The following is a 13547-nucleotide window of genomic DNA, read 5'->3' as shown; positions in this document are numbered from 1 at the left end:
TTCAATCAGAGGGCCCAAAACGGGCCGCAAACCGTATTCCTTAGTCCGTCTTGCCGGCAAAACGGTCCGTTGCCCGGATCAGTTGATCCAGAATTCCGGGCTCCAGGTAGGCGTGACCGGCTCCTTCGATGAGGTGAAAATCAGCCTTCGGCCAAGCCTTGTGCAGCGCCCAGGCATATCTGGCCGGGCAGGGCATGTCATAGCGGCCATGGATAATCACGCCCGGGATATCTTTCAGCTTGGAGGCATCGCGCAGAAGCTGCCCTTCCTCAAGCCAACCGGCATGAACGAAGTAGTGGTTTTCGATGCGCGCAAACGCCAGTGCATAGGCGTCTTCCTCGAAGGTGCCGGAATAGGTGGGGTTTGGCAGAAGCGTGATCGTCTCACCCTCCCAGATGCTCCAGGCGCGCGCGCAACGCAACTGCGCCTCGCGATCGTCGCCGACCAGACGGCGGCGATAGGCGACCATCATTTCGTGGCGCTCATCTTCGGGAATGGGTGCCTGAAAACGCTCCCACTTGTCGGGGAACATTTCAGATACGCCAAACTGATAGTACCAGTCGAGCTCGGCCTTGGTGAGTGTGTAGATGCCGCGCAAGACAAGTTCGGACACGCGGTCAGCATGGGTTTCCGCATAGGCTAGCGCTAGCGTCGATCCCCAGGAGCCGCCGAAGACCAGCCATTTTTCGACGCCCATCATCTCGCGTAACCGTTCGATATCGGCCACAAGATGCCAGGTCGTATTGTTTTCCAGGCTAGCATTCGGCGTGCTTTTGCCGCAGCCGCGCTGATCGAAGAGGATCACATCGTATAGCGCGGGATCGAAAAGGCGTCGCTGCGTCGGGCTGATCGTGCCACCGGGACCGCCATGCAGGAATACCGCAGGCTTTGCTCCCTTCGTCCCGACCCGCTCCCAGTAGACCCGGTGACCGTCGCCGGTCTCCAGGAAACCGGTCTCGAAAGGCTCGATCTCGGGATAAAACGTCCGCAACTCGTTCATGTCATGCATCCTTTGGCGGCCACTCGGCCGTATCGTGATCCGGGTGCTGGTAGCTATCCACCAGGCTCTCATCAAGGCTTTGTGCTACCGCGCGCTTCTCGAACAAATGGTCGATCCAGGGCAGGCGCTTGTCGTGGTTAACCTGAACTTCCGGTTCAAACAGCTCCGGTTGATCGAAAGCGCCAATCGCCAGCTCCACACCATCTGGATGATGGTAGGTCAGCGGCGTTCCGCACTTCGGGCAAAAACCACGCTTCACCTTGGCGGAAGAGCGAAACAGGCTGGGCTGCCCGCGCGTCCAGGTCAGATGCGCCTGATCAGCGGAAATCAAGGCCGCGAAAAAGCCGCCGAACGCTTTCTGGCACATGCGACAATGGCAGATGGACGGGCGACCAAGTTTCTCAGCCCGAAACCGCACTGCGCCGCATTGGCATCCGCCGGTAAATACGCCTTCCATCATGCCTCTCCTACCTCAAACGTACATAGGCAACCACGCCGATCGTGATCGCGGCAACCAGAACACCTTTTGCAATGAGCCCGTAAAGCAGCCATTTCGGCATTTTGGTATTCGGGTTCTCAGCCATCGGTCCGTCTTCCTCTCAGCGCTTCATGTCCCACGTGGTCACACGCTCGCCGGTATCCTTGGCCTTGCCATCCTTGAGCTGAATGCCCTTGGCGGCAAGTTCATCGCGAATGCGGTCGGCCTCGGCAAAATTCTTTGCCTTGAGAAGTTCGAGCCGCATTTCGACAAGTGCATCAATGCCCGCGGCAATGGCTTCGTCGACTTCCGTTGCCTTTGGCAGCAGCCCCAGCAGATTGGCAGAAGCCGCAAAGCGTGCCTTCGCATCTTCATCCGAATGCGAGGCCTGCGCCAGTGCATGGATGGCCTGGACGGCTGCGACGGTGTTCAGGTCATCCGCCAATGCATCCAGTACGTTTTCGCAAGGCTTGGCATTTCCGACCTCGACCACCGGCCATTTGGCCAGAAGGCGTTCTGCCTCTTCCAGCCGCTTGACGGAAAAGTCGATCGGCTCGCGGTAATGCGTCATCAGCATGGCAAGCCGCAGAACTTCGCCTGGCCATGTGCGGCCACCAAATTTCTCGGTTTCCAGCAACTCGTTCATCGTGACGAAATTGCCTTCCGACTTCGACATCTTGCGGCCTTCGACCTGCACGAAGCCATTGTGCATCCACACATTCGCCATCACATGCGTGCCGTGCGCGCAACGGGACTGGGCGATTTCATTTTCATGATGCGGGAAGATGAGGTCCAGTCCACCGCCGTGGATGTCGAAGGTCTCGCCCAGATAACGGGCACTCATGGCTGAGCATTCGATATGCCAGCCGGGACGGCCACGGCCCCAGGGGCTTGGCCAGCCGGGTTCGCTTTCGCTGGACGCCTTCCACAGCACGAAGTCGCCGGGATTTTTCTTGTGGGCATCGACCGCTATGCGTGCTCCTGCCTGCTGCTCATCCAGCGGACGCTTGGAAAGCTGGCCGTAATCGCTCATGGAGCGGGTATCAAAGAGAACCTCGCCCTCTGCCGCATAGGCGTGGCCGCGCTCGATCAGCTTCTCGATGATGCCGATCATCTGGGCAATGTTATCGGTTGCGCGCGGCTGGACGGTCGGTTCAAGGCAGCCGAGGGCAGTCACATCCGCCTGAAACTGCTTCTCGGTCCGTTCCGTCACCAGCCGGATCGCCTCGTTCAGATCGAGGCCCGGATGATCGCGCAGGGCACGCGCGTTGATCTTGTCATCCACGTCGGTGATGTTGCGGGCATAGGTCACCTGAGGCTCGCCATAGACATGACGAAGCAGACGAAACAGCACGTCGAATACGATGACGGGGCGCGCATTGCCGATATGCGCGAAATCATAAACGGTGGGGCCGCAGACATACATGCGCACATTGCTCGGGTCGATTGGCTGAAATTCAGCCTTCTCGCGGGTCAGCGTGTTGTAAAGCTTGAGCTTGAGGCTCATGGACAGTCTCTCCCGAATGAAATTCACCCACCGGCCGGAACCGGTTCCCTTGTCTTCTTGGAATTTCGAGAGACGAGAACGGCCAGGCCAGCGAAACGCTAGCGAATAATAATCCCGCAAATGATGCAGCAGTTGGCCTTGTTCATGGGGCAAAGCTTATGGCGCGACAGGCAGGGATGGTCAAGGGGGCGTCAAGGCGCAAACGTTCGCCGGATCCGATCCCGACAGAATATTCTTTCTAGCGGGCCGCAGGCGCGCGAGAGAAGCTCAAGGCTGAAGCGGGATCTTGTCCTTGGCGGGAAAAATACCGAGTACCAGTGCACATCCTGCAATGATAACCGCACCACCGATGAATTGCAGGATGGTGATGGGTTCATTGAGTGCGAAGGCTCCCACAAGCACCGCAATCACTGTGACCACGAACTCCACACTGATTGCGCGCGTGGCGCCAATGCTGCTGACGAGGCCGAAATACAGCACATAGGTGAGGGCGCTCATCACGCCGGCCTGAACGAGCAGATAGAGATAATCGATGGCGTGCGGCACGCCCGGAACCGGAACGAGAAACAGGAGCGGCAGCGCCATGACCCCGCCGAACAGGAAGGCGCCGATCGTCACTTCCCAAGGGCCGGTGTCGCTCAGGTAGCGGCTGGCATAATTGCTGCCAAAGGCCGCGCAGAAGGTGCTGAAGACCATCGCAACGCAGCCGAGAATGAAATTCCTGTCGACAGGCACCGCCGGAAAGCCGACGAGCATGATGATGCCAATGGTTCCCAGAGCAAGCCCGGCAACGCGCGAAGGCGTGATGAGCTCCGTTCCCCACACTCTTGCAATGACCATGGAGAACAGGGGTATCGTGGCGACGAAGATCGCCGCCATGGCGGTGCCGATCAGCGGCGTGGCGTAGGAAATGCCGATGAGCTGTCCGGCGACTGTTGTCGCACCGACAACGGCGAGCGGCCTCCAGCTCGCCGGGAACCGCAGCTTGCGTCCCATAACTCGCGAGATACCCAGCAGAAGCGCCCCCGCCAGCAGACAACGGAATGTTACCGATCCGACCCAGCCGAAGGCAGCAATGACATGCAGCAGCAGCAGGAAGGACAGACCCCATGCGACTGAAAGAAAAATGTAAATCAGGATGTCGCGAGGGCGCATGAGGACTGTCTGAAACGAGGCTGCCGGAGTTATTCCGGCAATTTATAATCTACGAATTTACCCTCGCGAACAACATAGAGACGGCCTGTTTCCGTCATGTCCGGCGCACAGAGCGGCAGGAGCTTTTCCGCGACTTCGGATGGGTGGGGAACGGTTTTTGGATCTTCACCTGGCATGGCCTGCGCCCGCATAGCTGTGCGGGTGGCTCCAGGATTGACGTTGTTGACGCAGAGCTTGGTATGCGAGGTTTCCGCCGCCCAGGTGCGCCCCAGCATTTCGACAGCCGCCTTGCTGGTGGCATAGGCACCCCAGAAAGCACGAGCATCATTGGCAACGCCAGAGGAAAGCAGCAGTGCACGCCCCGCATCCGACTTCAAAAGAAGCGGTTCGACCGAGCGAATGAGCCGCCATGTCGCAGTGACGTTGGTCAGCATGACCTTCTCGAAGACCTTTGCTTCGACATGGCCGAGTGGGGAAATGACGCCCAGAATACCGGCGTTGGCGACCAGAATGTCCAGCTTGCCCCAGCGTTCGAAAATCGAAGCGCCCAGCCGGTCGATTGCTTGCATGTCTGTGATGTCGAAGGGAACGAGGGTCGCCGTGCCGCCTGCCGCCTGAATGGCATCGTCCAGTTCTTCAAGGCCGCCCACCGTGCGTGCACAGGCAATCACATGCGCACCGGCTTTGGCGAGCGCCAGTGCCGTGAAATAGCCGATACCACGCGACGCGCCGGTGACCAGCGCGATCCTGCCCTTCAAGTCAATGCTCATATCCGTCCCACTATGAATGATCCGGCAGAGGCGATCCGCTCTGCCGGATTGTCTCAGCCGTTGCTGGCGAGAACCGAAACCTTCCGTCCCATCGTCTCGGCTGCTTTGTCAAGCAGGCGCGTCGGATAGTCGCCGGTAAAGTAGTGGTCGGTAAATTGCGGACGGGCCGGGTTACGGTCTTCACCGCCAACGGCACGATAGAGACCGTTGATGGAAAGGAACTGCAGGCTGTCTGCGCCGATATAGCGGCACATGGCTTCCACGCCGTCATATTGATTTGCCAGAAGCTTTTCCGCATCTGGCGTATCAATACCGTAGAAATCCGGATGGAAAATCATCGGGCTGGCAACACGCAAGTGCACTTCCTTGGCGCCCGCATCGCGGATCATCTGCACGATCTTCAGCGACGTCGTGCCGCGAACGATGGAATCATCCACCAGCACGACGCGCTTGCCTTCGATCATCGCCCGATTGGCCGAATGCTTCAGCTTCACGCCGAAGGCGCGGATCTGCTGCGTCGGTTCGATGAATGTACGGCCGACATAATGATTGCGGATGATGCCGTATTCGAATGGAATGCCGCTTTCCTGCGCATAGCCAAGGGCTGCTGGTGTGCCGCCATCCGGCACGGGCACCACGACATCAGCCTCGACCGGCGCTTCCTTGGCGAGATTGATGCCCATGTTCTTGCGGGCGACATAGACGCTGCGACCGCCGACGACCGAATCCGGACGGGCGAAATACACGTATTCGAACAGGCAGAGGCGTTCCGGCTGCGCTGTCGGAGACTTGCGCGAATCGATCTCGATCGAGCCATCCGGCTGGATTTCGCAAATGATGATCTCGCCGTTCTCGACGTCACGGACGTATTTCGCGCCGATGATATCGAGCGCACAGGTTTCCGAGCAGAAGATCGGCTTGCCGTCGAGTTCACCCATGACCAGCGGACGGATGCCCGTGGGGTCGCGTGCGGCAATCAGCTTCGTGCGGGTCAGCGCCAGCATCGAATAGCCGCCTTCCATCTGGCGGATGGCATCGATGAAGCGATCCGTTGTCGATGTATAGCGGGAGCGGGCGATGAGGTGCAGAACCACTTCCGTATCGGACGTGGACTGACAGATGGCGCCACCGGCTATCAACTGGCGACGCAGGGTAAGGCCATTGGTGAAATTGCCGTTATGGGCGACCGCAATGCCGCCGACTTCGAGTTCTGCAAACAGCGGTTGTACGTTGCGCAGAGCAACTTCGCCGGTCGTCGAATAGCGCGTGTGGCCAATCGCCATGTCGCCCGGCAGTTTCGCCAGCGTTGCGGGGTTGGTGTAGTGGTCTCCCACCAGACCCATATGCTTTTCAGTATGGAACTGTGTTCCATCGAAGCACACGATACCCGCTGCTTCCTGACCACGATGCTGCAAGGCATGCAGGCCGAGGGCTGTCAGTGTTGCTGCATCGGGATGACCGAGAATACCAAACACGCCGCATTCTTCATGCAGGGTGTCACCATCAAGATCATGGAATGCGTCATGCGAAACCGGCTGATTCATCTGCAGGTCCTTGCCAACTCAGAAAAAACTGAAAGAGGCCGGTAGGGTTCGCAAGGAACATCATCCGGCCTTCTGTCATGGGGTTGTAACACAAATGGAGGCTTTTGGCTTCCCTCGGTAGTCCAGGTTCGTCAATTATTTGTAACAGGTGCGTTCGGAGCTTCGTCAGACGGAGCCGCCTCATTACCCTTCGCCTCGCCACGTCCCAGGATGCGCGCGCGGATCTGAGGTTCGATATCCGTTGGCAGAACGGTCTCAAGCCGCGCAACGAGCGTATCCAGGAACGGCTTGGACTTGGCTTGCGTAACCCAGGCAGGTTGCGACCTGACATCGACCAGCCAGTTCCAGAAGGCGACGGCAACGACGAGCAGCAGAATGCCGCGCGCTGCCCCAAACAAGAAGCCGAGCGTGCGATCCAGCGCCCCGATCCGGCTGTCGATGATGAAATCGGCAATGCGTGTCGTAATGAAAGTGATGATGATCAGCGCAACGAGAAAGATGACGCCTGCGGACCCGGCAAGAGCGATACGGTCGTCGGCTGTATAATTCTTGGCATAGGGCAAGAGCAGCGGGTGCAGATAATAGGCTGCAGCGATGGAGCCGGCCCAGCTTGCGATGGACAGCACTTCGCGGGAAAAGCCGCGAACCATGGCGAGAACCGCCGAAAACAGCGTGACGCCAAGAACAATGCCGTCAAAAATCGTGATGGGCATAGATGATCTACTCCAAGACTGATCGGTCCCGCGGCGGGGATGCATGATGTGGCCTTAGCGGAACTCCGCAGAAAGGCAAGAATTTTGCGCACCTCTTACAACAGTGGCGACGCCGGGGGAAGATCAATCCTCATCTGTCTGCTTGCCGAGCTTGCGCGCGGAGCCTGCAATCTGCACCACGAGATCGGGTAGCCCCTCGATTTCGGTCAGGCCTTTGCGACCCTTCGGCAGTTCGGCAGAGGATGAAGGCAGTGTCGCGCGTGCAAAACCAAGCTTTTCCGCTTCCTTCAGACGTTGCGCGGTTTGTGAAACAGGACGCACCGCTCCCGAAAGGCTCACCTCACCGAAGAAGACCGAATCGACGGGCAAGGGCGTGCTGGCAAGCGACGATACGAGGGCCGCAGCCACGGCAACGTCCGCAGCCGGTTCGCTGATCCTGTATCCACCGGCCACGTTCAGATAGACATCGTGTTGTCCGAGCCGAACGCCACAATGCGCCTCCAGAACCGCCAGGATCATGGCGAGACGGGAGCCATCCCATCCGACCACTGCACGGCGCGCCGTGCCAAGCGACGTTGGCGCTACGAGGGCCTGAACCTCAACCAGAACTGGACGCGTTCCCTCCATTCCGGCAAACACAGCGGCTCCGGGGGCCTTGGTATTGCGTTCGCCCAGGAAAAGTTCGGATGGGTTTGTCACTTCCCGCAGGCCCTTATCGGACATTTCGAAGACGCCGATCTCGTCGGTCGGTCCGAAGCGGTTCTTCACCGTCCGCAGGATCCGGTAGTGGTGGCCGCGATCGCCTTCGAAATAGAGAACGGCGTCCACCATGTGCTCCACAACGCGCGGTCCGGCAATCTGACCCTCCTTGGTCACATGGCCCACCAGAACCATGGCGGCACCGGTCTGCTTGGCAAACCGGATCATGGCCTGAACACCCGTGCGCACCTGCGTCACCGTACCGGGTGCCGAATCGACAATGTCGCTCCACAGTGTCTGGATGGAATCGATGATGACGAGGTCTGGCCGCTTGCCCTCGGCAAGCGTGGCGAGGATATCTTCCACATTGGTTTCGGCAGCCAGAAGCACATCGGTGGACGCCGCCCCAAGGCGTTGCGCCCGAAGCCTCACCTGCGCCACGGCCTCTTCCCCCGAGACATAGATGATTCGGTGCCCGCGTCTGGAGAGGGCCGCAGCCGCCTGCATGAGCAGAGTAGATTTGCCGATGCCGGGATCGCCGCCGACCAGCACCGCAGATCCCCTCACGAAACCGCCGCCAGTCACGCGATCCAGCTCGCTGATGCCCGTTTGAACGCGAGGCGCTTCTTCGGTCTCCCCGGAAAGCGTTGTCAGCGCAACGGCACGGCCCTTCTTGGGTGTCTTGCCCGGACCCCCGCCGATGCCGCCGAGGGGATCATCCTCGATGATCGTGTTCCATTCGCCGCATCCATCGCACTTCCCGGCCCAGCGCGTGTGCACCGTGCCGCAGTTCTGGCAGACGAATTGGGTTTTTGCCTTGGCCATGACTATCCAATGCTTGAAGGCCTCGGAATTCACGGCCCATTTTGATCATGTTTTGTTCTCGTATCCTCTTGGCAACAAGTTTGCAAGAGGATCGGACAACTCAGACTTCGTCGCCGGTGTATCGACGCTCATAGCGCAGGCCGAAACCTGTCAGGAGTTCGTAGCCAATGGTGCCGCCTGCTTCTGCAACGTCATCCAGTGGCATGTTCGGCCCGACAAGTTCGACATAATCGCCGGTTCGCAGAGCTCCGCTGGGTAGATCCGTCGCATCGAAGACCGTCAGATCCATCGTGATACGCCCAAGGACCGGCAACTTGTACCCGTCAAACGCGGCGGCAGCACCGCCTGCTGTTCCGTTGCGCAAGGGAACGCCTGAGCCTGATAGCGAACGCATATAGCCGTCTGCATATCCAACGGAAGCAACAGCAAGCCGGCTGTCACGAAGAAGCCGGTGCGTACCGCCATAGCTCACTGTCTCGCCTGCTTTTGCATCCCGGATCTGCACAATGCGGGCCTCCGCCGTCGCCACGGTCCTTAGAGGTCGGTCCATCGCCAGCGAGGCCTTGCCTCCGTAAAGTGCTATTCCGGGTCGCGTGAGATCGAAGTGGTAACGTGGTCCGAGGAAAATTCCGGCCGACGCCGAGAGGCTTGATTCAACACCTTCGAAAGCAGCGCTAACCTGCTGGAAAAGATCAAGCTGGTTGCGTGTCGTCTCCGCATCGGCGGCATCGGCTGTGTGCAGGTGAGATAGCACGAGGACCGGATCGAAACTCGTCGGGCGAGAAACATCCTGCGCCAGGGCCATCGCGTCGTCAAAGGAAAGCCCGAGCCGGTTGAAGCCGGTATCTACCTGCACCGCGCAGGGATAGGCGCCCACCTCGGCAATCACCGACATCCAATGCGTCATCTGCTCTTCAGAGGCGAGAACGGGCACCAGGTCGTTCTCCAGAAACAGGCGCTCCTGTCCGGGCCAGATCCCTGATAAAACGAAGATCCTGGCATCGGGCGCATAGGCACGAAGTGTTGCGCCTTCGGAAGCGGCGGCCACGAAGAAGTCCCGCGCTCCGGCTTCGTAGAGTGTCAGACCGCAGTCTTCGATGCCGAGACCGTAGGCATCGGCCTTCACCACGGCGCCGGTTCTTGCGCGACCGGAGCGTTTGGAAAGCTCGACCCAGTTCTCGGCCAAAGCCGTCAGGTCGACGGTCAGGCGCACCGGCGCAATGTCAAACGGATCGGCTTCTTCGATCAGCGGCTCGGTGTCGGGCATTCTTGGATCCTTCTGCTACGTCCTGCGGACCCTATCACTTTTGTTCAAGACGATCATAACGAACACGTCTATTCTGCAGTCATGCACAATGTTTCGCAGCAGCAAGCCGCCGAGGCAACGCCCGTATCGGGAACGGAAAGAACACGCTTCTGGCGGGCAAGGCACTTTCGTGACATGGAATGCCTGACCGCCTCCTTCATCACGCATGAATTTTCTCCGCACTCGCATGATACGTTTTCGATCGGTGCCATAGAAAACGGGTGTCAGGTCGCCAAGATTCGGGGAGAGCGGGAAGCAACGGGTCCGGGCGCCTTGTACCTCATCAATCCCGGCGAGATTCATGACGGCCAGCCAGGCGGACCGGAGGGCTACCGCTACCGGATGATCTACCCGGATACGGCGCTTCTGGTCGATATCATAGAGGATATGACAGGGCGTGCCTTTCACGGATCTCCTAGTTTCTCCCGGCAGTTGCTGACAGATGCGCCACTGGCTGCAGCCTTCAATCGCGCTCATCGCGCCGTGGAAGAAGAGACAGGGCTTGCCGGAGAGCAGGGCATGTATGGGGTGCTCGCCAACATGTTCAAGAGACATGGCAGCGTCATCATCCATCTGCCGGATTACAGTGAACCCGTCGCCATGCGCCGGGTGCGAGACTACATCGCCCAGAATTTCGATCAGGATATCGGGCTTGAAGTCTTGGCCCGCATTGCCGGCCTCAGCCGCGCCCATATGATCCGCGCCTTCCGCAAGCAGTACTTCATTACACCGCATGCCTATCAGACCGATCTCCGGATCCGGCATGCGCGTCATTTGCTGCGAGAGGGAGCAACCCCGTCGGATACGGCCCTTGCCTGTGGATTTGCCGACCAGGCGCACCTGACCCGTCACTTCAAAGCCCGCACAGGCCTCACCCCAGCTGTCTTCAGGGCCGGTTGAACATCACTTTCGTTCAAGACCGATTGATACGTGATGGCTAAAGCCTCTTTCGAATGGAGGCATCGATGCATCATCAATCGCGCCGGGCAGAGTTTTCTGCAGGCATCAAATCAATTCTCCCTCTTGTGCTGGCTGCCCTGCCGATCGGCTTCGTATTCGGCACGGTCGCAAGCGGCAACGGGCTCTCTCCGCTCGAAACGACCTTGATGAGCGCACTCGTTTTCGCAGGCGGTTCGCAATTCGTCGCGATGGATCTGTGGCAGCATCCGGCGTCCTGGAGCGCGCTTGGCCTTGCCGCGCTTCTGGTCAATCTGCGCCATATCCTCATGGGCGCATCCTTCGCGCGGAGCCTCGGACTTTTCAGGATCTGGCAAAAAATACCGGCCTTGCTGGTGATGGCGGATGAAAACTGGGCACTGGCGGAAGCGCGTGCCAACAGGCAGGCTTTGACGCCAGCCTTCTATCTTGGTCTCGCGCTGCCCTTCTATCTGGGCTGGATCATGGCAAGTCTCAGTGGCGCCCTGTTTGGCACACTTCTGGGAGATCTTGCCGTCTATGGCCTGGACTTCGCATTCCCTGCCGTTTTCATCGTGCTGCTGATGGGCTTCTGGAAGGGTCGGCAGACGGGGCTGGTGCTCCTTGCCAGCGCCTCGGCCTCGCTTGTCGTTCACACGCTTGTTCCGGGTGCCTGGTATATCGCCGCCGGTGCATTGGCCGGATTGGCAGCGGCGCTCATGCCGGATCGCAGGGCGGAGGTGCGGGCATGACGCTCGAGCCATCGACCCTTGCCGCCATACTCGCCATGATGCTGGCGACTGTTTTCACCCGCTTGTTCGGCGCGTTTCTGATAGGCCGGATGAGCCTTTCAACCCGAACTGAAAAAGCGCTGAAAACGGTTCCGCCCGCTGTCTTGATGGCATTGGTTGCGCCAACAGCCTTGGCAACCGGCATCGCGGAATCCGTTGCCTGCGGTGTCACCGCCCTTGCAGCTCTCCGCCTGCCGTTTCTTCCAGCCGCAGGTGCAGGCGTCTTGACCGTTGCCGGTCTGAGAGCCGTCGGTCTATAGCGAAAACGCCCCGATGCTGATCGGGGCGCTCATCCTCGAGCATCAATGTTCTTCGTACTGGATGAAACTCGGGTCAGCCAGATCAGCAAAGCGCGTGAACTCGGACTGGAAGGCGAGCTTGACCGTGCCGGTCGGTCCGTGACGCTGCTTGGCAATGATCACGTCGGCCGTGCCCTTCACTTTCTCCATCTGTTGTTCCCACTCAGGGTATTTAGGGTCGCTGATGTCGCGTGGCTCCATGTTCTTCACATAGTATTCTTCGCGGAATACGAAGAGAACCACGTCGGCATCCTGCTCGATCGAGCCGGATTCACGGAGGTCTGAAAGCTGCGGACGTTTGTCTTCGCGGCTTTCCACCTGACGCGAGAGCTGCGAAAGCGCAATGATCGGCACATTCAGTTCCTTGCCGAGCGCTTTCAGGCCGGTCGTAATCTGCGTCACTTCCTGCACGCGGTTTTCGCCGGATTTGCCGGAGCCGGTCATCAGCTGGATATAGTCCACCACCAGAACATCAAGTCCACGCTGGCGCTTCAGGCGTCGGGCGCGAGCGGAAAGCTGCGCGATGGAAATACCACCGGTCTGGTCGATGAACAGCGGCACCTTCTGCATCATCTGGCTGCAGGCAACCAGCTTTTCGAAATCCGCCTCGGTGATGTCACCACGACGAATCTTCGAGGAGGAAACCTCGGTCTGTTCGGAGATGATACGCGTGGCCAGCTGTTCGGAGGACATTTCAAGCGAATAGAAGCCCACAACGCCGCCATTCTTGGCTTTGAAAGAGCCATCGGGAAGCACTTCCGGCTCATAGGCTGCCGCAATATTGTAGGCAATATTCGTGGCCAGAGAGGTTTTACCCATGCCGGGGCGTCCGGCGAGAACGATCAAGTCAGACCTTTGCAGCCCGCCCATCTTCGCATCCAGCGACATGATACCGGTTGAGATGCCGGACAAGTGGCCATCGCGCTCGAACGCGGTGCCAGCCATGTCGATGGCCTGGGCCACGGCATCGGAAAAGGTCTGGAATCCGCCATCGTAGCGACCCGTTTCCGCAAGCTCGAACAGGCGACGCTCGGTATCCTCGATCTGCGTCTGCGGCGGCATGTCGAGCGGCGCGTCATAGGCGATGTTCACCATGTCCTCGCCGATGGTGATCAGCGCGCGACGCAGAGCCAGATCGTAGATCGCGCGGCCATAGTCTTCCGCGTTGATGATGGTGACGGCTTCCCCGGCCAGACGACCGAGATATTGTGCCAGCGTCAGATCGCCGACCTTGGTTTCGGCGGGAAGAAAGGTCTTGATCGTCACCGGATGGGCGATCTTGCCCATGCGTATGATGTCGCCTGCAACCTCGAAAATCTTCCGGTGCAGCGGTTCATGGAAATGACCCGGCTTCAAAAAGTCGGAAACGCGATAATAGGCGTCATTATTGACCAGGATCGCGCCCAGCAGAGCCTGTTCTGCCTCAAGATTGCTTGGGGCTTCGCGGTAGTGAGGCTCGTTAGAGAGAGCGGGCGCAAGTTTGCGCGCGGCTTCGTTCATCGTTTCGATCCAATCATGATCATGTTCGGTATGCTGCCACTTTAC

13 protein-coding genes are annotated in these 13547 nt (G+C 59.2%); 3 read left to right on the top strand and 10 right to left on the bottom strand.

The features are described from left to right. Positions 1-40: 40 nt before the first annotated feature. The 9 genes from pip to alr all read right to left on the bottom strand — a co-directional run bounded on the left by pip (position 41) and on the right by alr (position 9958). Entirely contained in the window at positions 41-1000 is a 960-nt protein-coding gene (gene pip, locus G6N80_RS20890; RefSeq protein ID WP_165136500.1) for a prolyl aminopeptidase, read from the bottom strand. A 1-nt stretch (position 1001) separates the two neighbouring features. Beyond that, positions 1002-1460, bottom strand: coding sequence for a GFA family protein (locus G6N80_RS20885; protein ID WP_062552745.1), 459 nt, complete (start codon positions 1458-1460; stop codon positions 1002-1004). Positions 1461-1599: 139 nt separating this feature from the next. Further along, positions 1600-2985 (bottom strand): cysteine--tRNA ligase, encoded by a 1386-nt coding sequence (cysS, locus tag G6N80_RS20880; RefSeq protein ID WP_183898009.1) that lies wholly within the window; start codon positions 2983-2985, stop codon positions 1600-1602. Positions 2986-3252: 267 nt separating this feature from the next. Beyond that, a complete protein-coding gene (locus tag G6N80_RS20875) occupies positions 3253-4140 on the bottom strand; it encodes a DMT family transporter (protein WP_165136497.1) in 888 nt (295 codons plus the stop codon). A gap of 29 nt (positions 4141-4169) precedes the next feature. Then, entirely contained in the window at positions 4170-4910 is a 741-nt protein-coding gene (locus G6N80_RS20870; RefSeq protein WP_062552741.1) for an SDR family NAD(P)-dependent oxidoreductase, read from the bottom strand. A gap of 53 nt (positions 4911-4963) precedes the next feature. After that, positions 4964-6454: an amidophosphoribosyltransferase gene (purF, locus tag G6N80_RS20865; protein ID WP_062552740.1), complete on the bottom strand. Its 1491-nt coding sequence runs from the start codon at positions 6452-6454 to the stop codon at positions 4964-4966. A gap of 131 nt (positions 6455-6585) precedes the next feature. Beyond that, a complete protein-coding gene (locus tag G6N80_RS20860) occupies positions 6586-7167 on the bottom strand; it encodes a CvpA family protein (protein WP_165136494.1) in 582 nt (193 codons plus the stop codon). A gap of 123 nt (positions 7168-7290) precedes the next feature. Then, a complete protein-coding gene (gene radA, locus G6N80_RS20855) occupies positions 7291-8691 on the bottom strand; it encodes a DNA repair protein RadA (RefSeq protein WP_062553210.1) in 1401 nt (466 codons plus the stop codon). Positions 8692-8791: 100 nt separating this feature from the next. Then, a complete protein-coding gene (alr, locus tag G6N80_RS20850) occupies positions 8792-9958 on the bottom strand; it encodes an alanine racemase (protein WP_062552738.1) in 1167 nt (388 codons plus the stop codon). Between the two features lie 81 nt (positions 9959-10039). Between alr and G6N80_RS20845 the strand changes: the two genes are divergently transcribed. The 3 genes from G6N80_RS20845 to G6N80_RS20835 all read left to right on the top strand — a co-directional run bounded on the left by G6N80_RS20845 (position 10040) and on the right by G6N80_RS20835 (position 11963). Next, positions 10040-10897 carry an AraC family transcriptional regulator gene (locus G6N80_RS20845; RefSeq protein WP_165136491.1) on the top strand — a complete coding sequence of 286 codons (858 nt, stop codon included), beginning with the start codon at positions 10040-10042 and terminating at the stop codon, positions 10895-10897. A gap of 65 nt (positions 10898-10962) precedes the next feature. Further along, on the top strand, positions 10963-11664 hold the full coding sequence (locus G6N80_RS20840; RefSeq protein ID WP_165136488.1) for an AzlC family ABC transporter permease: 702 nt from the start codon (positions 10963-10965) through the stop codon (positions 11662-11664). After that, complete coding sequence (locus G6N80_RS20835) at positions 11661-11963, top strand: AzlD family protein (RefSeq protein WP_165136486.1); 303 nt, start codon at positions 11661-11663, stop codon at positions 11961-11963. The genes G6N80_RS20840 and G6N80_RS20835 overlap by 4 nt, the downstream gene beginning before the upstream one ends. Before the next feature lie 42 nt (positions 11964-12005). On the opposite strand, the gene G6N80_RS20830 is transcribed toward G6N80_RS20835, so the two are convergent. Beyond that, on the bottom strand, positions 12006-13502 hold the full coding sequence (locus G6N80_RS20830) for a replicative DNA helicase (RefSeq protein ID WP_062552734.1): 1497 nt from the start codon (positions 13500-13502) through the stop codon (positions 12006-12008). Between the last annotated feature and the right edge of the window lie 45 nt (positions 13503-13547).

This window comes from Rhizobium rhizoryzae (assembly GCF_011046895.1).
In the GTDB taxonomy this organism is placed as follows: Bacteria; Pseudomonadota; Alphaproteobacteria; order Rhizobiales; family Rhizobiaceae; genus Neorhizobium; species Neorhizobium rhizoryzae.
This window is presented reverse-complemented; position numbering and strand designations above follow the sequence as displayed.